Consider the following 24,104-nt stretch of genomic DNA (forward strand, 5'->3'; position numbering starts at 1 on the left):
GCAGAGAAGCTTCTCTCTTGCTTTCGATCGACCCTATTTCGTTGTATGATAGAGTAGATTGCTGAAGAGGACAGGAATATAGATGGGGAGAAAGAGCAGGGAGGGGAATACGCGTGGTTATACAAATTCGCGATGTCGTATGGGAACGAGGAAGCAGAACGATTCTGAAGGGATTGGACTGGACCGTAAAAAGAGGAGAACATTGGTGTATACTGGGCTTGAATGGCTCCGGGAAGACATCACTTCTCAATATGATTAACGGATACATATGGCCAACTTCTGGTTCTATTAGTGTATTGGATCGTAAATTCGGTGAATATGATTTGCGAGAGCTTCGTAAAGAAATCGGTTGGGCCAGCTCTTCCATGGACCTGCGGTTATATGGCAGCGATTCTGCGTTGAAAATTGTATTAAGCGGGAAAAATGCCATGATTGGCATTTATGAAGAGCCTTTGAAGGAGGATAAAGCATATGCCGAGCATCTGCTGAACGAGTTGGGCTGCGCTCATCTGGCGGAATACCCGTATGATGCGTTGTCGCAAGGAGAGCGTCAGCGTATCGTAATTGCCAGAGCGCTCATGACAAAGCCGAAGCTTCTTATTCTAGATGAGCCATGTTCCGGATTGGATGTGTTCGCGCGTGAGCAACTGCTTGCCATTGTGCAATCGATTGCGGAGCAGGAGAATGGACCCGCATTAATCTATGTCACGCATCATGTGGAAGAGATTCTTCCTTGCTTCACTAAATCGCTGCTGATGAAGGATGGTGAAGTATTTGCTCAAGGCACGACCTCTTCGCTGATGACTTCATCTGGAATGAGTGACTTCTTCGGCGTGCCAGTAGAGGTGGTGCAACAGAGGGAACGTTATTGGCTTACGGTGAAAGGGGAAGAATGGAAGCGCATATAGAGAAATCAAAGATGTGGAGAAGACTGGGCAATTGGTTGTCCCGACGCTTCAAGCTTCGGCTAGCCCGGGATGGCCGCCTGTCGATGGCCGCAGCAAGCAGTCTAGCCTTGTTCGGTGCAATTGCAATAGCTGCCAGTGTTCCAGGCATGCCTACCGGTCTTGGCTTGTGGACGGATATGCTGTTCATGTTGTTGCTGCATTCTATTGTCATGTGGGCCGTCTGTTATGGAATAACTTTTCTTTTCTCGTTGCTTTATTTGCCTTTGCCAAGAAGGCTTGCAGCGATTTATCTTTATGTTGTGTTGGAAGCTTACATCATTTTGTACTATATGGAGTGGGGAATTCTCCTCTCCTTGTCATTCGCGATTGCCTATGCTTCCCTAGCGTTGCTCGCCGGCTTGTTGTCAGCTGCTGCAATGCGTTCTGGTCGTTCGCGCATGATGCGCTGGGGAGCAGTGAGCGCCGCAGCCGTTCTGCTGGGAACGTCGTCGGCAGCTCTGGTAGCCTGGTCGCCGAGCGATGCTGCGCCTCCGCGCGTACAGGGGGTAGAAGACGTCGCAGATGAAGTGTCGACCGCCAGCACAGCCTCCATCATTCCTATTGCTGCCGAAGATCCATCGGCCACGGGGGAACATGAAATTATTAGCTTGAGCTATGGGAGCGGGAGAGATAAGCACAGGAAGAGGTTCGGCAGTGAAGTCGACAAGATTGCCGCGCCGGTAGACGCTTCATCTATTATTACGAAGTGGCCGAAGAAGAAAGAATGGTTCTGGGGATTCGATCAGCATGAACTGCCCATTAACGGAACAGTATGGATGCCGAAGGAGAACGGTAAATTCCCGCTTGTGTTCATCGTGCATGGCAATCACCTGATGGAGCACTTCTCGGATGAGGGCTATGCTTATCTCGGCGAGCTCCTTGCAAGTCGCGGAATGATCGTGACTTCTGTCGATGCTAATTTCTTGAATTACTCGGTGTGGTCAGGCATCCCTAATGATGATATGAAGGCTAGAGCATGGCTGATGCTGCAGCATCTACGTCAATTCCTGCAATGGGATCAATCGGACAATGACGTATTCGCAGGCAAAATTGATTGGAATAATATAGCCATGATCGGACATTCCAGGGGAGGGCAAGCGGTTGCCATGGCCGCGGATCGGGAGAGTTGGTTCGCAGATGACAGTTCGTTGAAGCTTCTGGAAGGCGTATCCATCAAGTCGGTGGTCGCGATCGCACCAACGGATAAGAGAGTGGATTCGAAATCAGCGAGCCTTAGCAATGTGAACTATTTGACCATACAAGGTGCCAGGGACGCAGACGTCAATCATTTCTATGGCTCTCGGCAATACAACCGGACCGCTTTCGATGAGACTGGCTATTTCAAGTCCTCGCTGTATATTGAAGATGCCAATCATAGCAGATTCAACTCTGACTGGGGGAGTATGGATGAGAAGTGGCCTGGTGGATTAATGCTTAACGACCGGAATATGCTAAGTGGTGAGGAACAGCGGCATATTGCCAAGGTGTACATTTCAGCCTTCTTAGAGTCTACCCTGCTGGCAAATCAGTCTTATATGCCGCTGTTCCAGGATTATCGGACGGGGATGGCCTGGTTGCCGGACACAGGCTATGTCAATCGATACGAAGGGGCGGAATTTGTCGCCATCGAACGTTTCGAGGGGACAGATACCTGCATTGACCATGCCAGCGCTACCGGTATGGCCTCCTGGATGAGCCAAGCGGCAGTGAATCGGAACGGTGCCAGCAAAGGCACGAACGGCGTAGAGCTGGGCTGGAGCGAAGCGGGTGCAGAATACACATTCCGTCTAACCTCTGAAGCTGAGCGGCAATTAGTGTCGTTGGAGGGGGGCAGCTTGATGTTCTCTTTGATGAATATGGAGTACGATCTGGTATCGGGACGTCCTGGAGAAGATGGAGATCAAGCTCTGGATGAGAAGGAACAAGGAAAGTGTTATCCACCGCTGCCCGAATTGCTCCCCCAGCTGCCGCCGCTCCCTGAGGTGGAAATCGTGCTTATTATGCGGAACGGTGAAGAATATGCTGTTCGCTTACAGAATTTGGCACCGGTTCAACCCCCCTATTATACAGCATTCATGAGGTTGTCTTGGCTGGACGACATCGTGAAGGATGAGAAGTATGAGCGTCCGGCAGAAGCGGTATTCCAGACATTCGTGCTGCCGCTTGCACTATTCGCAGCTGAGGACGGCAACGCCCCTGGTCAATTGGCGCCTAGTTCCATCCAGGAGATAACATTCCGATTCCATTCCGGTCCCGGCAAAGTGATGCTGGACGATATTGGATTCCAACCGCAAGGAGGTACTTATGTCCATTATAGTGAAACCTGACGGACGACAGGAGGAGCAGCAACGTGTAGAGGAATTGCGCCGACTGATGAAAGGGAAATTGGCGACGCTGGAACGGCAGACAGGCGGACTAAGAGAGGAAATTGTCACGATCCGTCGCCACTTCTGGGACGATGTTACCGTCAACTTCGAGGATGCGGCAGAGACGGCTGAAACCTATGCCAGCATGAAGCAGCAAGCAGAATTGTTGACTGAGAGGGAGAGAAGCCATCGCGTTGCCGCCGTTCAATTGAAAACGCTAATGCGGTTAATGGACTCGCCTTATTTCGGACGAATCGATATCGCTTATGAAGGAGAAGATTCCGCGGCTGCCCAGCCGGTCTATCTGGGTGTAGGATCGCTGCTGGACGAAAGCGGAGAACATTATCTCGTCTACGATTGGCGCGCACCAGTAAGCAGCGTCTATTACGACTATGGCCCGGGACCGGTTCGCTATACGACGCCCGCGGGGACTATTCGAGGCGAGATGACGCTGAAACGCCAATATGTCATTCGCAACGGAACGATAGAAAGTATGTTCGATACAGGCGTAACCATCGGCGATGAGCTGTTGCAAGAGGTGCTGGGCAAGCATTCAGACGCCGCCATGAAGAGCATTGTAGCCACGATACAGAGGGAGCAGAATCAAATCATTCGCAACGAAAGGGCGAGGCTGCTTATCGTGCAGGGAGCCGCGGGCAGCGGGAAGACGTCTGCAGCCCTGCAGCGGGTCGCATACTTGCTCTACCGATATCGCGATACGTTGAGCGCAGAGCAGATACTGCTGTTTTCACCCAATCCGATGTTCAATAGCTACATCTCGACAGTGCTGCCGGAGCTTGGCGAGCAGAATATGGGCCAGACGACTTATCAGCAATATTTGGAGCATCGGCTGGGCCGAATGTTCCGGCTTGAAGATCAGTTCGACAGCATGGAGTATAAGCTGACGGCTCAGCGTGATCGCATGTACAATCAGCGAATAGCGGGAATGACATTTAAATCCGAAGAAGGCTTCATGCACATCATTGATGCCTATGCGAAGGACTTAATGACCCAAGGACTGCGCTTTAAACCATTGAAATTCCGGGGAAGGACGCTGATCGGAGAACGGGAAATGCGTGAGCGCTTCTATGGGATCGATAACAGCATATCGATACCCAATCGGCTGCGAATGATGTCAGAATGGCTGCTGAAGGAACTGACACGACTCGGCAAGCTGGAGCGGAAGAAAAACTGGGTGGAAGACGAGATGGAGCTGCTTGACAACGAGGAGTACATCCATTCATTCCAAGCGCTGAGAGGGAAGAATAAATTCCATGACGCCTCGTTCGATGACGCCGGCTCGGAACATGATTACCTTGCTTCCCGAATCGTTCAGCAGAAATTCAAACCGCTCCGCATACGCGTGAAAAGGTTGAAATTCATCGACGTGCCCGCAATATACAAAGGGTTGTTCTACCGCAGTGTTGGAGCTGTTAAGTTCCCGGAGCAATGGGACTCTATTGCAAAATGGACGGTGGAGCGACTGGATGAAGGTATAATGCCATATGAGGATGCTACTCCGTACTTGTACTTGAAGGAGAAGATGGAAGGCTTCCACACCAACACGAAAATTAAACATGTGCTGATCGATGAAGCGCAAGATTACTCTCTGTTTCAATTCCATTACTTGAAGCGATTATTCCCGGCGGCGAAGATGACCGTGCTCGGCGACAGCAATCAGACGATATTCGCCCACGCATCGTCCGGTGAAGGGTTCCATCGGCTGAGTGACTTGTTCGGCGCAGACCATACGGAGACGATAACGCTGACTCGCAGTTACAGGTCGACGCAGGAGATTATCCAATTCACCGCTGGCATGCTGCCTGACGGCCATCGAATTGAGGCGTTCAACAGAAGCGGAAAAGAGCCGGTAGTGACATATGTAAGCGATGAAGCTGCGATGATTGATGCGCTGCAGCATAAGCTTGTCGAATTGGAGAGAAGCGGCTATCGCTCCGTAGCCATTATTTGCAAGTCTGCGGAAGAGAGTCGGAATATTTATGAGAGAATGAACAATTCATGCCCGCAATTGCGGTTGATTCGTTCGGATACGGCCACTTTTGAGAAAGGCCTGGCTGTAATCCCTTCCTATCTGGCGAAAGGCGTCGAATTCGACGCAGTCGTCATCAGTGACGCTTCCAGCCGGCAATATAGTGCGGAGAGTGAACGGAAGCTTTTCTATACCGCTTGCACAAGAGCGATGCACGAGCTCCATCTATTGTATTGCGGCGAACTTACCCCTTTTATTCAGATGGGATGATAATGATACTTGTGGGATGATAGTTGAACATGAAGCTCCGAGGCGAACAGCAAAGCTGTGAGCCTTGGGGCTTTTTTACTAACAATAATTATAATCGACAACTCTGACGTATGACGTCGAAAAGTGAGATAATATGACATAGAAAACGATAAAGGTCCTATTTACTGAAAATTAACTGGTCTTTTTCAAAGAATTACGTATAATAGTGTTAACTACTCTTCCATGGTGGTGAGATTTAAGTGATTGACGCTATGCCTATTGGTTTATCCAAGGAAGACATTTATCTATTCAACAGAGGGGAGTCTCATCACAGCTACAAATTCATGGGAGCGCATCCCATCGTTTCGGCGGAAGGAACGGGCGTTCGCTTCGCGGTATGGGCGCCGGAGGCTTCGGTGGCGAGGGTGATCGGATCGTTCAACAATTGGAATGGCGAAGCTCATCGCATGGAGCGTATCGGTACGACGGGCGTGCATGTATTGTTCGTCCCTCATCTGCGCGCCGGTGAGCTCTATAAGTATGAGTTCCTTACAAGGGAAGGAGCCGTTATCCGAAAGAGTGATCCTTATGCTTTCCAATCGGAGCTTCGGCCCGGCACTGCTTCGGTGATAGCCGATTGTTCGGAGTATCCATGGAGCGACGGGCCATGGTATGAAGAGAGAAACGGCAAAATGCCCTATACAAGCCCGCTCCTGATCTACGAGACACATCCCGGCTCATGGAAAATTAAAGGAAAGGAGCTGTTCTACACTTATGAGGAACTGGCCGACGATCTGATTCCGTATGCGGTACATATGGGCTATACCCATATCGAACTGCTGCCTCTGGCAGAGCATCCGCTTGATCAGTCATGGGGGTATCAGATTACCGGCTTCTACAGTCCGACTGCTCGTTACGGCAACCCTCGCGGGCTTATGGCGTTCGTCAATAGCTGCCATCGCAGCGGACTGGGCGTGATTATGGACTGGGTGCCGGGGCACTTCTGCAAGGACGACCACGGCCTTCGGCTGTTCGACGGCTCACCGCTCTATGAGGGAGCGGATGCCCGCAGAGCGGAGTTGCCTCTTTGGGGCACCTTGGCCTTCGATTTCTCGCGCAGCGAGGTTGTAAGCTTTCTCATCTCCAATGCGATCTACTGGATGGACAGATTTCATATCGACGGCTTGCGTGTGGACGCCGTTGCCAACATGATTAACCTTCATATGGACAGAGCTCCGGACTGCTTCACCTTCAATGAACTGGGCGGCAAGGACAATCTGGACGCGCTCCGCTTCCTGAAGAAGCTCAATGAAACGGTATTCCATTATTACCCCAATGCACTTATGCTGGCGGAGGATTCCTCTGCATGGCCCGCTGTTACTTCTCCGACCTACTTGGGCGGCCTCGGCTTCAACTTCAAGTGGAATATGGGCTGGATGAACGATATGCTCCGCTATATGGAGATGCAGCCCGAACACCGCAGACTTCATCATCATTTGATTACATTCTCGTTATGCTATGCTTTTTCCGAAAACTATATATTGCCTCTCTCCCATGACGAAGTTGTGCATGGGAAGCGTTCGCTTCTGAACAAAATGCCTGGGTCTTACGGGGAGAAATTCGCTCAGCTTAGGCTGTTCTACGGCTATTGGATGACGCATCCCGGAAAGAAACTGCTGTTCATGGGCGGCGAATGGGGACAATTCGACGAATGGAAAGACAGCGATATGCTGGATTGGATGCTCCTGGACTACGATGCCCATCGTTCAATGCATAATTATGTTCGAACGCTCAATGGGCTGTACCGCGGACAGCCCTCGCTGTGGGAGCGGGACAGGGAGCCGGAATGTTTTCAATGGATTGACGTTCATAATTCCGAGCAATCGATCATATCCTTTATTCGTTGTGGTTTCTCTGACTTTGTAGTAATTGTGGCTAATTTCTCAAGAGAGGAGTACTGCAATTACCGGATCGGCGTTCCAAAGCATGGCTTGTACCGTATTCTATTGAACAGCAATGAACGCCAGTTTGGTGGTACGGACACACTTCAGCAGCGGTGCTGCAGCAGTGAGAAGACAGCATGGCACGGTCGCGATCAGAGTATTTCACTTCAGTTGCCCCCATTCACCTTTATGCTTCTTGCCTACGAAGGGGGACACATCTTAAACAACCTCTTACAAGAAGGAGTTGGTGTCCATGAGCCGCAAAGAAATGATAGCAATGCTGTTGGCAGGAGGAGAGGGAAAAAGACTAGGCGTGCTGACAAAGGATCTGGCTAAACCGGCAGTTTATTTCGGTGGGAAATACCGCATTATCGACTTTGCGTTAAGCAATTGCGCCCATTCCGGTATTGATACAGTTGGCGTACTAACGCAGTATCAGCCGCTGGAGTTGAATCGTTATTTGGGAATTGGAAGCCCGTGGGGATTGGACCGCCGCGACGGTGGCATGACCGTATTGCCGCCTTTCGTCAAGCAGAAGGGCGGCGTCTGGTATAAGGGAACGGCCAATGCCATTTATCAGAATATGGGTTTTATCGAACGCTACAATCCGGAGTATGTGCTTATTATTTCTGGCGACCATATTTACAAGATGGATTACGATTTGATGCTTCAGCATCATAAGCGGTCCGGCGCGGATGTGACGATCGCCGGCATCGAAGTGCCGTGGCGTGAAGCCAGCCGCTTCGGCGTCATGCATGTCGACGACGAGGATCGGATAACCGCATTCGAGGAGAAGCCGAAAATCCCGTCCAGCAACATCGCTTCCATGGGCGTATACATTTTCTCTTGGCAGGCGCTGCAACGGTATCTGATCTATGACGAAGTGAGCCGCACTTCCAGCCACGACTTCGGCAAGGACGTCATTCCGACAATGATGCGAGATGGCCTCCGCATGCATTGCTATCCGTTCAAGGGCTATTGGAAGGATGTCGGAACGCTAGAAAGCTTGTGGGGGGCGAACATGGACTTGTTGGAGGAGAAGCCTCCGCTTGAGCTGTCGGACCCGGAGTGGCGCATCTATTCTGTAAGTCCCAATAGGCCCGCACAGTATATCGGACGCCATGCTATGCTGAACGCGTCTCTATTGTCGGAAGGGTGTATCGTGGAAGGCCATGTCGATCGTTCCGTCCTGTTCTTCGGTGTGCAGGCGGAGGAGAATAGTCTCATCAAGGAGTCTGTCATTATGCCGAACGTGAGAATCGGTATGGGGGCACGAATCTATCGTGCGATTATTGGCGAAGGGGCTGTCATAGAAGCGGGTGCGACAATCGGCCATCCCGATGACGACGCTATAACGGTTGTGGCTGTTGAGCAGTGCATTCGAAGTCATGATCAAGATCACGATGTGCTGCGGGAGGTTGAAAATCTATGAAAACGAATTTGCTTGGCGTGATCAACCTAATACACGAAAACGACGAGCTGGAGCATCTGACTCAAAGCCGCTGTCTCGCTACAGTCCCCTTCGGGGCCAGATACAGACTGATTGACTTTGTATTGTCCAGCATGGTTAATTCCGGCATATCGAAAGTCGGTGTATTCGCTCATAAAAAATATCGCTCATTAATGGATCATATGGGTAGCGGTAAAAACTGGGATCTCCAACAGCATCGGCATAGCGGCTTGTTCATTTTGCCCCCCGCAACGGATGATATACAGGAGCTTAGCCGGGGAGATCTGTATCACTTCTACCAGCATCGCGATTTCTTCAATCGCTCGCCACATGATTATGTCGTCATTACACGCAGCTATATGGTGTGCAATATCGACTTCGACGCGGTGCTCCGCTTCCATCAGCAGAAAGGCGCGGATATTACTGTCGTCTGCAAGCAGCACGATCAGCCTCTTTCCGGCAAGACCCGAAAGGTACGGATGGAGGGAGACGGCCGGATCTATGCGATGCAGGATCATTACGGCCGCATGATCAGCGATGTCAGCTCGATGGAGATGTATGTTATGCGGCGGGATAAGCTGATGGAATTGGTGGAGACCTCGCTGGCGCAAGGGCAGGATCATCTCGTCCGGCACGCCATCTTCTCCAGGCTCCATGAGCTGAAAGTATACGGCTATTATTATGACGGATATCTGGGAGCCGTCAATACGCTGTCCAGCTTCTATACGCATAACCGGAATCTGTTGCGGTCGGACGTGTGGCGGGAGTTATTCTACCAACCTGGCCCCATCTTCACGAAAGTGAAGGATGAACCTCCGGCACGATACGAGGCGGGCTCCAAAGTGACCGGATCGCTGGTTGCCAACGGCTGCAGAATCGAAGGCACCGTAGTGAATAGCGTATTGTTCCGGGGGGTACACGTGGAGCGCGGTGCGGTGGTGCAGGACAGCATCATCATGCAAAATGGCCGGATCGGACGCGACAGCTATGTATATAACAGCATTCTGGATAAGGATGTGTGTGTGGAAGCGGGACGGGACATTAGAGGAGTGGGGACGTCGCCATATGTGGCAGGTAAGAAAAAAATCATATGACAGGCAGCCTTACAGGATCGCTAAGTCGCTGTAAAGGAATGGAGGAGTAAGGGAATGAACGTATTGTATGCTGCTTCAGAGGCGGTTCCGTTGGCGAAAACAGGAGGACTGGCGGATGTGTCCTATGCGCTTCCGAAGGCGCTTAAGCAAAGGGGGGCGGATGTCAGGCTGATCATGCCCAAATATGAGGAGATTCCGGAGCGCTACGCCTCCCGGTTCAGCCGTATTGGAGAATGCAATGTCACCTTCGGCTGGCGCAATCAGTACTGCGGCTTGCTGATGGCGGAAATCGACGGAATGGTCGTGTATCTGATCGACAACGAATACTATTTCAAGCGCAGCGGATTGTACGGGTATGACGACGACGCGGAGAGGTTCGTCTTCTTCAGCATGGCTGTCATGGAGGCGGCAAGGTATACCGGCTTCAAGCCCGATATCGTGCATTGCCACGATTGGCAGACAGCGCTCATCCCTTTCCTGCTTCGCACGAGATATGCATTCGATCCCGCATGGGCCTACGTGAAGTCTCTGTTCACCATCCATAACCTGAAATACCAGGGCGTCTTCAATATGGAATTGATCAAGGAGCTGACGGGAGCGGGAGACGATCTGTTCGATTACGATGGACTAGGCTTCTATGGCGATGCCAACTGCATGAAAGCCGGGATCGGCTTCGCCGACAAGCTGACGACGGTCAGCCCGTCGTATGCGGAGGAAATTCAGACCGCTTATTACGGCGAGAGATTGGACCCGCTGCTCGCATACCGGAGAGAGGATCTGACCGGCATCGTCAATGGGATTGACGAGAGCTATTACGATCCCATGAACGACTCCTCTCTCCACACGCCGTATCGCAGCTCCCTATCCCGCAAGCGCAAGAACAAGCTGGACTTGCAAGCGGAGCTGGCGCTGCCGCAGGCCGCGGATATTCCTATGATCGGCATCGTATCGCGTCTGGTGGAGCAGAAGGGCTTCGATCTGCTCGCCGCGATTATCGACGAGCTGCTGCAGGAGGATGTTCAGCTTGTCGTATTGGGAGCGGGCGAGCATCGTTACGAGCGCATGCTGGCCGAGGCGGCGGAGCGGTATCCCGACAAGGCGCGCTTGTGGCTCGGCTACAGCGACCGGATGGCGCGCAGGATCTACGCGGGGGCCGATATGTTCGCCATGCCTTCCCGCTTCGAGCCGTGCGGCCTGAGTCAGCTTGTAGCGCTGCGCTACCGCTCCGTGCCGATCGTCAGAGAGACGGGCGGGCTGAAGGACACGGTCAGAGATTATGAGGAGGCTGCAGGCTCGGGCAATGGCTTCAGCTTCAGCAACTATAACGCGCATGATTTCCTCTTCACGCTCAAGCGCGCGATCGGACTGTTCCGGGACGAGAAGAAGTGGAAGGAAATCGTGGACAATGGCGCCCGAGAAGACTACAGCTGGAATAGCTCGGCGAAAAAGTACATGGATATGTATGAGCAGCTTCTGGCTTGCCGAAAGGAGCAGGAGACATGGCCCGTCACCTCGTAATCGGGAACGGAAAGATGCTGCTCAATCTGGATCGGCATTGCTTCATAAGAGATATATACTATCCCTTCGTGGGGCAGCTGAACCATGTCGGCGGTCATTATTGCCGATTCGGCATATGGGTGGAGGGCATATTCTCATGGCTGGATGAGCCGGAGTGGCAGTTCAAGCTGGATTACGTTGAGGATTCGCTCGTGACGAATATTATCGCGAGGAATGACGCCATTGGCATCGAGTTGTATATGAATGACGGCATCCATCAGCGGGAATGCATCTATTTGAAGCGGGTCGTCGTCCGCAATCTGAATTCTTCGAGACGCGAGGTTCGGCTGTTCTTCCATCAGGATCTGATGATTGACGGCTCCGAGGTGGGCGATACCGCTGTCTACTACCCTGAGAATCATACGTTGTATCATTACAAGCGCTCCAATTATTTTATGTTCAACGGGATGAGCGACGAAGGCGGCATCATGCAGTATTCTACGGGCATCAAACGGTTCCAATCCGCTGAAGGCACATGGCGCGATGCGGAAGACGGCATTCTGATGGGTAATACTATCGCTCAGGGATCTGTGGACAGCACAATAAGCTTTCGCACGTTCGTAGAACCAGGCGGAGAGAAGAGCTTCTTCTACTGGATGTCGATCGGCCGTAATCTGGAGGAAGTCAAGGCGCTGGAGCAGTATGTTCAGGACAATCATCCGGAGAAGCTGCTCAGCCGGATTGTCGTCTATTGGAAGCATTGGCTTGGGAGAGCGGAATCGGATCTGGGCAATCTGCCGCCGGACGTCGTGCGCCTGTTCAAGATCAGTCTCCTCATAGTGCGCACCCAGATAGATGAGCAAGGCGCGATATTGGCTGCGAACGATACCGATATCTTACAGTATAACCGCGATCACTATAGCTACATGTGGCCGAGGGACGGCGCGCTTATTGCGGATGCCATGTCGTTGGCCGGCTATCAGAGTGTGATCGCTCCGTTCTTTCACTTCTGCGCTTCGGCTCTTGCTCCAGAAGGGTACTTGTACCACAAGTACAATCCTGACGGGACGGTCGGCTCCAGCTGGCATCCCTATATCTTACAGGGTAGCAGGCGACTGCCGATTCAGGAGGACGAGACGGCGCTCGTGCTGTTCGCGTTATGGAGAGATTACGAGCGCAACGGGGTTATCGAATTGCCCCAATCGTTGTACAGCAATCTGATTCGCAAGTCGGCGTCATTCCTGTGCGAGTATATGGAGCCGACATTGTCGCTTCCGCGGCCAAGCTATGATTTGTGGGAGGAGCGCTACGGCATATGGACCTATACGACTGCATCCGTATACGGCGGCCTGAAGGCGGCCGCATTCTTCACGGAGCTGTTCGGCGATTATGAGCGAAGCGATCAATACAAGGAAGCGGCCGAGCGAATCAAGGCGGGCATGTTAACCCATCTGTGGGACGAGGAAGCCGGTCGCTTCGCACGCGGCTTGATTCAGAAGGATAACCGTTGGGTGAAGGATATGACGCTGGAGAGCAGCTTGTTCGCCATATTGGAATTCGGCGTGCTGCCGGTAGAGGACGAGCGCGTTAAGCGGACGATGGGAGCGATCAAGTCGGGGCTCAGCATCAAGACAGAGGTCGGTGGAATAGCCCGTTATACGAATGATTACTACTTCCAGCAATCAGGCGACATTGACAGAGTGCCAGGCAATCCGTGGGTGATATGCACGTTGTGGATGGCGAACTTCGAGATCGAATCCGCCAAGTCGCTGGAGGAGTTGGCCGGACCGCGGGATATCCTGCAGTGGGTGGCGGATCATGCCCTGGAGAGCGGCGTGCTGCCGGAGCAGCTTAATCCTTACGATGGATCGCCGTTGTCTGTCGCGCCGCTTACGTGGTCGCACGCGACCTTCGTGCAAAGCATATGCAAGTACGCTGCTAGATACAAGCGGCTGACGTTACGTTAGTCGCGGTGTGAAGAGCCTCCTCATTGGCCCGGGAGGCTCTTTCCCACTGCGCTCTGGCTGGGGAACTGGCGGATATGCTTAATGATTGATGTTGCATTGTTGCTCCTGGCATTGCCGACAAGGAAGCTGGAAGAAGAACCCATCGCTGTCACGCGGATGAAGCCTACTGTGATGTCCGGACAGTGATTGAATCTCTCTGTCTGTATAAGCTGACCGGTATCATGAAGCTGGTCGATCAGGTACGGTAGCGGACGCCTGAAGATGTCGTAGGATTCGAAGTAAGCTTCTCCTGCCGTGATGTGGTTCTCTGCCCGCTGTACAGCTAGCGCTCGCAGGTTGGCATACGTATCACCCCGGTCCCCGAATTGCACGACGGAGGCTGTGGCGGCGCTAATGATGCAGACAGCGCCAATCTTGGCCGTTCTGACCGCGTATTGCGGACAGGGACCATATTCACTCATTGATATTGCCTTCCCCGATCGCTACGGATTCCTGCCGGGGCTCAGGGAACGGGGCAAGCGGCCCGATCACGACGGATTCCGGCGGTGTATCGAATACAGAGTGCAAATTAACAAATTCAGTGTCTCCGACCTGTAGCATGGATGAGCTGGATACGCCGAACACGTCGATTTCCCCTACCGCAAGCGAATGATTAATGACATTAAACTGGATCATGACGCACCTCCTGATTGTTCATTGTCTTGAATGGATGTAAGCTGACGCATGTAGGCCTGCAATGCAGTGTCAGCATCCCGCCGCATCTTCAGGAATACCCGGTCAAGTATCAGATCGGGATATTCCTGTACCTCATTGTCGCCTCCCGCACCATTGGCTGTAACGTTCCCGTGCTGCTGCAAGTAATAACGAATTCGCGCAGGCATCTGCTTGCGCACATCCTCAATAACGATGCGCCTGTGATGCTGGTCTAGCGTTACGCCATGTTCCTGCTCCAGCCGTACAAGCGTCTCATAGCCTTCCCTGTTCAAGTAATCGTTCATACGGGAGACGATCCTCTGAAAGGCGCTGTCGTCGCTTCCCGTCCCCGTAATAGAGGAAGGCGCCATCGGGAACTGACCGGTATGCGAGACGGCCATCTGCTCGATATCGCCAGGCGCTCCGCCTTCTCCCGGTGCAGACATGCCGATATTCAGCGTGCCTTCCAGCTTCTCAACCTTTAATTGATCGAATTTATAATTAATGCTATCGATATGATAGGTTGGTTTTCCCTCCAGCTCTTTCATCAGGCCTGACAACCGGGTCAGCTCGAGCTGGAGATGGTTAATCTGCTCTTGCTGCTCCTTCAGCCGTTGCTGCACGCTGAGAGACCAGGCTTGCCATGGGGACAGCTCGCTTTGTTCTTTCATGCGTCAGACTCCTCTCTGGATGCAATGTTCGAGGTGAGATCAGGATGGATTGGGAAGCGGAACGAAGGTGAGCGGATTCTCCTCTTGCAGCTGCGGGGCGGGACCTGTGAACCCGCCCGTATTGTACAGCTGTGACAAGGAACGGATGGAGCCTGCGCTGCCCACTTGTACGACGGAGCTGTTCGCGACGCTGTCTACCTTGAATTGATGAATCGTAATCTGCTGATGAATCGTCCAATTCATATGAGATTCGCCCCGTTCGGCACATTGGTGTTGTCTTGCAGATCCGGATCAAGCGAATTCGTGGCGCTGACGGCATTGTTGGAATTGGTCAGGCTACCGGTTAGGAAGGAGCCGGAGCCCGCATACGTCTTGGAATTGCTTGACGGGGATATTTGCAACGTATCGCCGAATTGCACGATTGAGCCTGAACCTACGCTTACGACTTTCACGAACCCGACGACTGCCGGCATTTCAATCACCCTTTATGGTAGCTGTTTGTAACATCTTATGCGGCATTCGCCCAGACGTTACCGGGATGCTAAGTGTCTCACTAATAGGCGAATGCATAGACTGAAGGGAGTATAGCGGAAGGGGGGAGCTTCAAGCGATGACGTCCAAATGGGATGAGCTGGAACGCTGGATGGAAGGCCAGCAGTTGCCGAAAGGGTTTGAAATTTTCCGCGAGCCTGATTGGGTAGAGAACTTCGTTCGTAAAATGATGACGAAGGCGTTGCCGGAAGCGGCCGGATTGCTCGGCGGCTCCTCTTCAACCTCCGCTGAGTTCTCTGAATCCAAACAGTATCTTCAAGTGAAATACCGTCTACCTTCCGGGTTCGACCGCAATGCGATATCGCTGCATGTACGGGAAGACCGTGTGCGGGTGGAAGGACTACCCGGCGGCAAACGTGAACTGATCAGGCTTCCGAAGCTGGTCAAGCCGCGTATATGCCGCGCTGTCGTCAGAGAAGGCGTGCTGCTTGTGAAGCTTCGCAAGCGACAGCGGCTTCAGCGTTATCACGAGCATGGGATCCTGTGGGAATAACACGCAATTGTCACGAAATAATCGAGGATACGGCTGGATAATGAAGGGACAATCCCTTATAATAGAATCGCATAACAATTCATCGGTTGAAGAGGGAGTGTCGTCCGTGTCGTTGGTGGATGTTAGCGATGTATCTGCATCGCTCTTTATATTAGGGGTAGTGTTCTTATTACTCATATTCGGATTGCTAAGCTTGGGCATATTGCGCATGTTCCAGCAGAAGTTCCGCGCAGGTTGGTACTGTTTCGGCGGGGCGCTGATTAGCTTTACCGGATTTATGTTTGTGCTGAACAAATGGTATCTTTAACGTTTAATTGACGGGGGTATAAGCTTGAAATTGACGCTTATCTGGTTTTTGATCAATATTTTGTTTGTAACTTCGGCCATCGTATATCTATTCCAGCATCGGGCTTACACGCAGGCGAAGCAGCAGCGTTTGGATGAGGCGAGAATCCGGTCTTTTGCCAGACGACGTAAGGTGACTGCGATTATTGCGATCGCTATGTTTATTGCGATGTCTACCAGCTTTATTATGAATATGAAGATAAACGGATAACGGCTCTCATTGACGAGAGTCTTTTTTTTCGGCATGATGGGTAATGAGGAATAGGTATCAGGGTATGAAATACGAACAGGTACGGAGGATTCAGCATGCATACAGTTGAGGAAATTGTCAGCCGGATGTCGAGCCAAGGATTGCGGGTCACCGATCAGAGAAGAACGCTGGCGAAGTTATTCTCAGATACTTCGGGTTATCTATCTCCCAAGGATGTCTATGAATTTATGGGCAAAACGTATTCCGGTCTGAGCTTCGATACCGTATACCGCAATCTGCGTGTCCTGGAAGAACTGGGCGTTCTGGAGCAGGTCATGTTCGAGGATGGTGTGAAGTTCAAGCTGCACTGCAGCGAGCATCATCACCACCACCATCTGATCTGCCTGCAGTGCGGGCTTACGCACCCCATCGTCTTCTGTCCGATGGAGCAGACTGCCGTCCCGGATGACTTCAAGGTCGTCAAGCATAAATTCGAGGTATTCGGGTATTGCAAGGCTTGTGGAAGTGAGGTAGAAGTGAAAGGTGAGAGCGGCCTGTGAGGCGGCGGCGCGTGGGCCGCATCGTACTGCAAGCCCCGATTCGCTTCTACCGCAAAGTCATATCCCCCTTAAAGCCGCCGACTTGCCGCTTCTATCCCACTTGCTCGATGTATGCGCTGGAGGCAATTGAGAAGCATGGCGCGGCGAAGGGGGGCTGGCTTGCGGCCAAACGGATCGCCCGCTGCCACCCCTTTCATCCCGGCGGCTTCGATCCTGTGCCTGACAAGGAATAGCCACTTTTGGCGGACGCTTGACAATGGGACTGCTTTTTCGGTATATTTTAGCCATATTGCATTGCCGATGAAGGGATGAGTAATGCGAACGTACCATTGCAGAGAGCCGGTCTGGACGGTGGAAGCCGGCATGGGAAGTCGCTTGAAGATGGTCCTGGAGGCACCGGTTTCGAGCTGTCCGCTAATTGCGGAAGTAAGGGAACGGCGCATGGCCGGCGTTATCGGCTGTTTGCCGGCGGCAGCGCTTGGCATTACAATGAAGCAATCATACGTATTGTGCAGTCATGCATGCGTAGATTGGAATTTGGGTGGTACCACGTGAGCTTGCAGCTCTCGTCCCATGAGGACGGGGGCTTTTTTGTATGCCATGAACAGGAGGATTCAAGTAATGAGCGAGAACAAAACCTTTTACATTACGACCCCAATCTATTACCCCAGCGACAAGTTGCATATCGGTCATGCCTATACGACGGTGGCGGGTGACGCTATGGCGAGATACAAGCGTCTGCGCGGCTACGACGTCCGGTATTTGACCGGTACTGACGAACATGGGCAGAAGATTGAGCGCAAGGCGAAGGAAACGGGCAAGACGCCGCAGCAATTCGTGGACGATATCGTCGTCGGCATCAAGGAGCTGTGGAGCAAGCTTGAAATTAGCAACGACGACTTCATTCGCACTACTGAGAGCCGTCACAAGACCGTTGTAGAAAAAATATTCAAGCAACTGCTGGAGCAGGACGATATTTACAAGGGTACCTACGAAGGCTGGTATTGTACGCCTTGCGAATCGTTCTTCCTGGAGCGGCAGCTGCAGGACGGCAATTGTCCGGATTGCGGGCGGCCGGTCGAGCTGGTGAAGGAAGAGAGCTACTTCTTCCGCATGAGCAAGTACGCAGACCGTCTGCTCCAGTTCTACGAGGATCATCCCGGCTTCATCCAGCCGGAGTCCCGCCGCAACGAGATGATCAACAACTTCATCAAGCCCGGTCTGGAGGACCTGGCGGTATCGCGCACCACGTTCGATTGGGGCATCCGGGTGCCGGGCGACCCCAAGCACGTCATCTACGTATGGATCGACGCTCTGTCGAACTATATCACGGCGCTGGGGTATGCAAAGGAAGGCGAGGATGAAGCGTACCGCAAATTCTGGCCGGCAGACGTTCATCTCGTGGGCAAGGAAATAGTCCGGTTCCATACGATCTATTGGCCGATCATGCTGATGGCGCTCGGCTTGCCGCTGCCGAAGAAGGTATTCGCTCATGGCTGGCTGTTGACGAAGGAAGGCAAAATGTCTAAATCGAAAGGAACAGTCGTCGACCCGGTCGTGCTCATAGATCGCTACGGATTGGATGCGCTTCGCTATTATCTGCTGCGGGAAGTGCCGTTCGGTGCGGATGGAGCGTTCACGCCGGAGAATTTCGTGGAGAGAATCAACTTCGATCTGGCGAACGATCTGGGTAATCTGCTTAACCGTACTGTAGCAATGATTGACAAATATTGCGGGGGGGCGGTTCCGGAGTTCCGCGGCTCCGTCACCGCGTTCGACGACAATCTGCAGGAGCTGGTGCAGCAGACAGTCGTCCAGGTGGAGAAAGCGATGGAAGAGATGCAGTTCTCCATTGCGCTGTCTTCCCTCTGGCAACTGGTGAGCCGCACGAACAAATATATCGACGAGACGCAGCCATGGGCGCTGGCGAAGGATGAGGAGCGGCAAGCAGAGCTTGATGCCGTCATGTATCATCTGGCGGAGTCGCTGCGGATGGTCTCCATTATGCTGCAGCCGTTCCTGACGCATGCGCCGAGGGGGATATGGCAGCAGCTGGGTATTCCGGCGGGCGAGCTGACCTCATGGGAGAGTATGCGGGAGTTCGGACTTATTCCCGGAGGGACGAAGGTGAACAAGGACGCGCCTCTATTCCCGAGATTGGAGATGGCGGAAGAGGTGGCGTTCATCGCGGCTTCGATGGGAGGCGGCAAGGCATCCGCTGATGCTCCACCAGAGGGCGATGGCAGCGTAGCGACGAAGGAGGACATAGAGGGACCGGCGCCGTCCGATGCGGAGGAGATCGGGATCGACGACTTCGCGAAGGTAGAGCTGCGCGTCGCACAGGTGCTGGCCGCCGAGCCGGTGGCCAAAGCGAACAAGCTGCTCAAGCTGCAGATTGATCTGGGCTATGAGAAACGTCAGGTCGTGTCCGGCATCGCGAAGTTCTACAAGCCGGAGGAGCTTGTTGGGCGTAAGGTGATCTGCGTTACGAACCTGAAGCCGGTGAAGCTGCGCGGCGAGCTGTCGCAAGGCATGATATTAGCGGCGTCGCACGGCGATCAACTGACGCTCGCCACCGTACCGGAAGGGATGCCGAACGGTGCTATTGTGAAGTAGCCTGCACGAACCACTTCGATCAGGTCACTGCGGTATGAACGCTATACGAAGATTTAAGAGACTGCCCTCTCGGGGGCAGTCTCTTGTGCTTTCCATGGAAGCGCTGTTTGCTGCAAGGCATGCGGCATAGTCTGGATTGAGGAAAGCGGCTTGTTGAGGAGCTGTAAGCGACGACTCCTCTAGCGGCCGGCTAGTGCGCTGTGCGATAGCTCTCGCGGTATTGAGAAGGGCTGAGATGGAAGTGCCGCTTGAACATGTCGCCGAATTGCGAAGCGGTGGAGAAGCCGCAATCATGAGCGATAGCGGATATGGTATCGTCTGTACTGATTAGTAATTGACGGGCATGCTCCAGCCGCTTCCCGATGACGAAGTTCAGCGGCGATAGTCCGGTGTGCTCCTTGAACAGATGGCGGAAGCGATCGTAGCTGTAGCCTGTCAGGTCGGACAAGGAGCGGAAATCTACATTGTGCAAATAATTCTCCTCCAAAGCCCGAATGGCATAATGCAGCTTGCTTCCAGCTGTTTCCACAGCCGGCTGGTGCTGCAGGCGCAGCAACTCCATGACGACCTGTCCTGTCAGCAGATCCATCTGCTCGGCATGAAAGGCGCCCGGCGCTCCCAATTCCCGCTTCATGCGCTGCATTATAGGAAGCACAGTCCCGTTCTGATCGTAGAAAATTCCGCTGGTCAGATGTGCCGGCTTGTCGTCATGAAGAAATCCGATGAAGATGACCTCCGTCTCCTCGTCGTGCCTTTCATCGTGATACAGCTTGGGGCGGGTCATGCTTATGGTCCCCGGACCGTAGCGGTAGGAATCCTTCTCGATCATCATCTCGCCTGTGCCCCGAACATAATACACGATCTCGAAGCAATTATGATTGTGGAAGTCGACGTAACTGTCTTTCGGCATGGAGTGACTCATTAGGAAGTCGAGACTGCAAAGCACGGATATCCTCCCCTTTTCCATCAGATACTGATGCAATTGTACTGAAGAATGAATCGATTGAAAAGTGCTGCCAATACATAATAATCGATTAACATAGCCAAATCATGATAGGTGTTAGCCATAAGGTTATAGATGATTTCACTAATTCAAGTATAAAATCGAACCATGCATATCGTAATTAGCCATAAAATGAGATGCAATGTCATCTCTAAGCAGGGAGGCGGATCCTATGTTGACGCAAGAACAAGTGCAAGCCTATAAACGAGATGGATATCTTGTCATTGAGAACATCTTGTCGGATGCGGAGGTGGAGCTCTATCGGGAGCTGACGGACTCTTCTTCGATCTCGTCGCTTCGGGAGGAACTGCAGGAGAAGGATAAGGAAGCGACGGTACATATGCTGGGGCTGACGAGTATGTCCTCCCTCTTCCTAGATCTGGCCAGACATCCTGCTATCGTAAGCCGTATACAAGCTCTGCTGGGCCCGGACATTCAGCTTCAGCACTCCAAGCTGGCGACGAAGCCCGCCGCCAAAGGAAAGGGGATTTTCCCCTGGCATCAGGATTATATGTTCTACCCGCATACGAATACGGATATTCTGTCCGTCATGATTATGCTGGACGACGCCACTGTGGAGAATGGATGCATGCAGATGGTGAAGGGGAGCCATAAGCTTGGCCCTCTCGATCATACGAAGGATGGGTACTTCACGGGAGCCTGCACGGAATCCTGCTACTGGGAAGATGAGCGACAAGTCGTCAACATCATGCCCAGGGCAGGCGGAATCAGCATTCATCACGGCCTGACGTTGCATGGATCGGGCCCGAATCTGTCCGGACATTCCCGCCGAGGCATCGTCTTCTCCTATCGGGCCGATGACGCTTATCAGCTTGCTGACGGCGTGTGGAGCGATACGGGGGTGCTGATTAGCGGGCAGCGGCACGAACGAGTTCGTTGCGACGCAGGAGTGGTCAGACTGCCGCGGACGCTGCGTTATCCCGGTTATCCCTTCGGTCATGCCTGGAATCAAGAGGGAGATATGGCGAAGCAGGACAGAGAGTGCTAGTCGCCTATTCCCGTCAGGTAAACAAAAGTCAATGCAAGATGTAAACATAACGAAGTGGCATGTCCTGAAGCAGTGGTCTTACAATTGAAGCATAACGGAAATGCAGCTGAACCGCCCAGGTATGATATGAATGCCTATGCTGAAGGTCATAAAGAATAAGGAGGACGACAGAAAATGAACAAGCATGCTTATCCCCTATTGTCGGAGATGGAATACGCCAAGCGGTTGACTCCGCCAAAGGGCAAAATCAGTATGGTGCTAGATACTGACACGTTCAATGAAATAGACGATCAGTTCGCTGTCATATATGCGCTTGCTGCCGCTGAAAAAATGGAAGTGGAGGCGTTCTACGCCGCACCATTCTTCAACGAGTTGTCCAGCGGTCCCCGGGACGGGATGGAGAAGAGTTATCAGGAGCTCTTGAAAATTCGCGGATTGATGGAACGTGAAGATATTCCCGTATTCCGAGGCTCCGAGTCGTATATGGATGCTGAAGACTTACCGGTGGATAGCGAGGCGGCGCGAGACCTGGTGGAGCGCGCCATGAAGCGCGATCCGGAAGAGCCTCTCTACGTCGTGGCGATTGGCGCCATTACCAATGTAGCCAGCGCTATTGCGATGGAGCCTCGTATTATCGAGAGAATGGTAGTTGTCTGGCTCGGCGGCCATACATTAGAATGGGGAGATACTAGAGAGTTCAATCTTCAACAGGATCTGCACGCCTCCCGCATCGTGCTGGACAGCGGCGTGCCGCTTGTACTTGCGCCTTGCATGGGCGTTGCGTCCAATCTTAGAACGACGCTGTCGGAGGTAAGAGATTACGTACTGCCGCAAGGAGCGATCGGACAATACTTGTATGAGACGTATCGCAATTGCCGGGAAGATCACTTCGCTTATTCACGCGTGATCTGGGATATTGCGGTTATCGCCTGGCTGATTGAGCCGGAGTGGGCGCCGTCGCATCTCATGCCAAGCCCCAGAGTATCCGAAGATTTCCGGTGGGGAATAGATCCGTCCCGCCATCTTATCCGCTATATTCGTTATATCGATCGCGACGCTGTATTCAAGGATCTGTTCCAAAGACTGGCGGCGCTATAAGCGAGGAGGAGCTTCATGAGCAGTACACCGAAAGTGACAGTTATAGGCAGTCTCAACATGGATCTGGTCGTATCCATGCCGCGGATGCCGAAGCAAGGCGAGACGCTGACCGGCGATGCAATTCATTATATTCCCGGGGGCAAGGGGGCCAACCAGGCGGTCGGCTGCGCCAGGCTAGGAGCCGATGTAACGATGATCGGCGCTGTTGGATCCGACAGGTTCGGCGAGCATATCCTGCAGGATATGCGGCGATTTGGAGTATCGGTCGAGGCGCTCGCCGTATTGGAGGACAAGCCGACTGGGACCGCGTCTATCTTCCATACGTCTGAAGACAACAGCATTGTTATCGTTCCTGGGGCCAATGGCGCCGTTACACCAGAGATGATCGATGCACACGCTTCAGCCATTGTGTCAGCAGATATTGTCCTGCTGCAGCTGGAGATCCCTCTCGACGCCGTAGAGCGCGCTTTGCAGATTGCAAGATCGGGCGGCGTGCGCACCGTGCTGAATCCGGCTCCTGCTGTGCATCTGCCGCAGGAAGTGCTATCTTTATGCGATTACGTTACGCCGAACGAGCATGAATTCGAGCTGTTGTCATCACTTGCATTAGGAGAATCGGAAGCGTTGATAGAAGAGGGGATCAGAAGCTGGGAGGAGCGTTATGGCAACAAGCTGCTTATGACCAGGGGCAAGCATGGCGTATCTTATCTGGACGATAACCGTCTGCAGACGGCGTCCGCTCCCATCGTGGAAGCAGTCGATACGACAGGTGCAGGCGATTGCTTCAATGCCGCATTTTGCTACGGACTGGCTTCCGGCTGGGAGTTGAAGCAAGCCGTTCCGTTCGCGGTGAAGGCGGCCTCACTCTCCGTCACCAGGTTCGGAGCGCAAGCCGGCATGCCGACGCTGCAGGAAGTGGAGTCGCTGTAAATGTATGTTCCAGAACGGAATATGCTTAAACTCATCGAACTCTCGATCTCGGTCAACTTGCCGCATGTGCAAGGTGAATGTGTAAAGCTGGAGGTGTATCTGTTGTTGTCTCCCGAATGCAGAAGAATGACCCGGATATCCGGAATGATAGAGCTATAATGAAAGCCATGCAACAAGCCAATTGCCAATCGAGGCAATTGGCTTTTTTGAAGATATAGAGTTTATAAAATTCGGTGCGAGTCTACAGTGTATGCAGCCAACACTAGAGTGGCGAAATCCCGAGCAAGCGAGCCTATAGTGTATGCAGTCAACACTAAAGTGGCGAAATCCCGAGCAAGCGAGCCTATAGTGTATGCAGCCAACACTAAAGTGGCGAAATCCCGAGCGAGCGCGCCCGCAGTGTCCTACACTGGAGCTCCGAAAGGAGTAGACGATCCGCAA

At 52.8% G+C, this 24,104-nt stretch carries 25 protein-coding genes; 19 read left to right on the forward strand and 6 right to left on the reverse strand.

From position 1 onward, the window contains the following. The first annotated feature begins 113 nt into the window (after positions 1-113). The 8 genes from ACFQ2I_RS04590 to ACFQ2I_RS04625 all read left to right on the forward strand — a co-directional run bounded on the left by ACFQ2I_RS04590 (position 114) and on the right by ACFQ2I_RS04625 (position 13,503). Entirely contained in the window at positions 114-908 is a 795-nt protein-coding gene (locus tag ACFQ2I_RS04590; RefSeq protein WP_377562475.1) for an ABC transporter ATP-binding protein, read from the forward strand. 11 nt (positions 909-919) lie between these two features. Next, positions 920-3,274: an alpha/beta hydrolase family protein gene (locus ACFQ2I_RS04595; RefSeq protein WP_377562476.1), complete on the forward strand. Its 2,355-nt coding sequence runs from the start codon at positions 920-922 to the stop codon at positions 3,272-3,274. Next, positions 3,252-5,573, forward strand: coding sequence for an RNA polymerase recycling motor HelD (gene helD / locus ACFQ2I_RS04600; protein WP_377562477.1), 2,322 nt, complete (start codon positions 3,252-3,254; stop codon positions 5,571-5,573). Before ACFQ2I_RS04595 ends, helD begins: the two co-directional genes overlap by 23 nt. A 239-nt stretch (positions 5,574-5,812) precedes the next feature. Next, positions 5,813-7,831 (forward strand): 1,4-alpha-glucan branching protein GlgB, encoded by a 2,019-nt coding sequence (gene glgB, locus ACFQ2I_RS04605; protein ID WP_377562478.1) that lies wholly within the window; start codon positions 5,813-5,815, stop codon positions 7,829-7,831. Beyond that, a complete protein-coding gene (locus ACFQ2I_RS04610; RefSeq protein ID WP_377562479.1) occupies positions 7,749-8,927 on the forward strand; it encodes a glucose-1-phosphate adenylyltransferase in 1,179 nt (392 codons plus the stop codon). The genes glgB and ACFQ2I_RS04610 overlap by 83 nt, the downstream gene beginning before the upstream one ends. Then, positions 8,924-10,039 carry a glucose-1-phosphate adenylyltransferase subunit GlgD gene (glgD, locus tag ACFQ2I_RS04615; protein ID WP_377562480.1) on the forward strand — a complete coding sequence of 372 codons (1,116 nt, stop codon included), beginning with the start codon at positions 8,924-8,926 and terminating at the stop codon, positions 10,037-10,039. The genes ACFQ2I_RS04610 and glgD overlap by 4 nt, the downstream gene beginning before the upstream one ends. 54 nt (positions 10,040-10,093) lie before the next feature. Then, complete coding sequence (gene glgA, locus ACFQ2I_RS04620; RefSeq protein ID WP_377562481.1) at positions 10,094-11,557, forward strand: glycogen synthase GlgA; 1,464 nt, start codon at positions 10,094-10,096, stop codon at positions 11,555-11,557. Then, on the forward strand, positions 11,539-13,503 hold the full coding sequence (locus ACFQ2I_RS04625) for a glycoside hydrolase family 15 protein (protein ID WP_377562482.1): 1,965 nt from the start codon (positions 11,539-11,541) through the stop codon (positions 13,501-13,503). The genes glgA and ACFQ2I_RS04625 overlap by 19 nt, the downstream gene beginning before the upstream one ends. Before the next feature lie 20 nt (positions 13,504-13,523). Here ACFQ2I_RS04625 and ACFQ2I_RS04630 read toward each other — a convergent pair whose 3' ends face one another. Genes ACFQ2I_RS04630 through ACFQ2I_RS04650 form a run of 5 tightly spaced genes read right to left on the reverse strand, consistent with a single transcriptional unit; the run spans position 13,524 to position 15,340 of the window. Further along, positions 13,524-13,964, reverse strand: a complete 441-nt coding sequence (locus tag ACFQ2I_RS04630) for a spore germination protein GerPE (RefSeq protein ID WP_377562483.1) — start codon at positions 13,962-13,964, stop codon at positions 13,524-13,526. Continuing rightward, on the reverse strand, positions 13,957-14,178 hold the full coding sequence (locus tag ACFQ2I_RS04635; RefSeq protein ID WP_377562484.1) for a hypothetical protein: 222 nt from the start codon (positions 14,176-14,178) through the stop codon (positions 13,957-13,959). The genes ACFQ2I_RS04630 and ACFQ2I_RS04635 overlap by 8 nt, the downstream gene beginning before the upstream one ends. Then, positions 14,175-14,867 carry a spore germination protein GerPC gene (gene gerPC, locus ACFQ2I_RS04640; protein WP_377562485.1) on the reverse strand — a complete coding sequence of 231 codons (693 nt, stop codon included), beginning with the start codon at positions 14,865-14,867 and terminating at the stop codon, positions 14,175-14,177. The genes ACFQ2I_RS04635 and gerPC overlap by 4 nt, the downstream gene beginning before the upstream one ends. A gap of 39 nt (positions 14,868-14,906) precedes the next feature. Then, positions 14,907-15,110 carry a spore germination protein GerPB gene (locus tag ACFQ2I_RS04645; protein WP_377562486.1) on the reverse strand — a complete coding sequence of 68 codons (204 nt, stop codon included), beginning with the start codon at positions 15,108-15,110 and terminating at the stop codon, positions 14,907-14,909. Next, positions 15,107-15,340 carry a spore germination protein gene (locus ACFQ2I_RS04650; protein WP_262675348.1) on the reverse strand — a complete coding sequence of 78 codons (234 nt, stop codon included), beginning with the start codon at positions 15,338-15,340 and terminating at the stop codon, positions 15,107-15,109. Before ACFQ2I_RS04650 ends, ACFQ2I_RS04645 begins: the two co-directional genes overlap by 4 nt. A gap of 137 nt (positions 15,341-15,477) precedes the next feature. On the opposite strand from ACFQ2I_RS04650, the gene ACFQ2I_RS04655 reads away from it, so the two are divergent. The 7 genes from ACFQ2I_RS04655 (at position 15,478) to metG (ending at position 19,623) form a co-directional block, all read left to right on the forward strand. Continuing rightward, a complete protein-coding gene (locus ACFQ2I_RS04655) occupies positions 15,478-15,912 on the forward strand; it encodes an Hsp20/alpha crystallin family protein (protein ID WP_377562487.1) in 435 nt (144 codons plus the stop codon). 106 nt (positions 15,913-16,018) lie between these two features. Further along, entirely contained in the window at positions 16,019-16,219 is a 201-nt protein-coding gene (locus ACFQ2I_RS04660; RefSeq protein WP_377562488.1) for a hypothetical protein, read from the forward strand. A gap of 24 nt (positions 16,220-16,243) precedes the next feature. Next, positions 16,244-16,468 carry a hypothetical protein gene (locus ACFQ2I_RS04665; protein ID WP_377562489.1) on the forward strand — a complete coding sequence of 75 codons (225 nt, stop codon included), beginning with the start codon at positions 16,244-16,246 and terminating at the stop codon, positions 16,466-16,468. Between the two features lie 95 nt (positions 16,469-16,563). Continuing rightward, positions 16,564-17,007: a Fur family transcriptional regulator gene (locus ACFQ2I_RS04670; RefSeq protein ID WP_377562490.1), complete on the forward strand. Its 444-nt coding sequence runs from the start codon at positions 16,564-16,566 to the stop codon at positions 17,005-17,007. Between the two features lie 11 nt (positions 17,008-17,018). After that, positions 17,019-17,240, forward strand: coding sequence for a membrane protein insertion efficiency factor YidD (yidD, locus tag ACFQ2I_RS04675; protein WP_377562491.1), 222 nt, complete (start codon positions 17,019-17,021; stop codon positions 17,238-17,240). An 82-nt stretch (positions 17,241-17,322) separates the two neighbouring features. Continuing rightward, on the forward strand, positions 17,323-17,562 hold the full coding sequence (locus ACFQ2I_RS04680; protein ID WP_377562492.1) for a hypothetical protein: 240 nt from the start codon (positions 17,323-17,325) through the stop codon (positions 17,560-17,562). Positions 17,563-17,628: 66 nt separating this feature from the next. Beyond that, on the forward strand, positions 17,629-19,623 hold the full coding sequence (gene metG / locus ACFQ2I_RS04685; protein ID WP_377562493.1) for a methionine--tRNA ligase: 1,995 nt from the start codon (positions 17,629-17,631) through the stop codon (positions 19,621-19,623). A 190-nt stretch (positions 19,624-19,813) separates the two neighbouring features. Here metG and ACFQ2I_RS04690 read toward each other — a convergent pair whose 3' ends face one another. Continuing rightward, positions 19,814-20,533, reverse strand: a complete 720-nt coding sequence (locus ACFQ2I_RS04690) for a helix-turn-helix domain-containing protein (protein ID WP_377562494.1) — start codon at positions 20,531-20,533, stop codon at positions 19,814-19,816. Positions 20,534-20,798: 265 nt separating this feature from the next. Here ACFQ2I_RS04690 and ACFQ2I_RS04695 point away from each other — a divergent pair, with 265 nt between their 5' ends. The 4 genes from ACFQ2I_RS04695 to ACFQ2I_RS04710 all read left to right on the forward strand — a co-directional run bounded on the left by ACFQ2I_RS04695 (position 20,799) and on the right by ACFQ2I_RS04710 (position 23,822). Further along, a complete protein-coding gene (locus tag ACFQ2I_RS04695; protein WP_377562495.1) occupies positions 20,799-21,635 on the forward strand; it encodes a phytanoyl-CoA dioxygenase family protein in 837 nt (278 codons plus the stop codon). 174 nt (positions 21,636-21,809) lie between these two features. Continuing rightward, positions 21,810-22,733 (forward strand): nucleoside hydrolase, encoded by a 924-nt coding sequence (locus ACFQ2I_RS04700; RefSeq protein ID WP_377562496.1) that lies wholly within the window; start codon positions 21,810-21,812, stop codon positions 22,731-22,733. Positions 22,734-22,748: 15 nt separating this feature from the next. After that, a complete protein-coding gene (gene rbsK, locus ACFQ2I_RS04705; protein ID WP_377562497.1) occupies positions 22,749-23,663 on the forward strand; it encodes a ribokinase in 915 nt (304 codons plus the stop codon). Further along, entirely contained in the window at positions 23,664-23,822 is a 159-nt protein-coding gene (locus ACFQ2I_RS04710) for a hypothetical protein (RefSeq protein WP_377562498.1), read from the forward strand. It begins immediately after the preceding gene. Positions 23,823-24,104: the final 282 nt, after the last annotated feature.

Origin of the sequence: Paenibacillus chungangensis (genome assembly GCF_042675905.1) — a bacterium.
GTDB classification, from domain to species: domain Bacteria; phylum Bacillota; class Bacilli; order Paenibacillales; family Paenibacillaceae; genus Pristimantibacillus; species Pristimantibacillus chungangensis.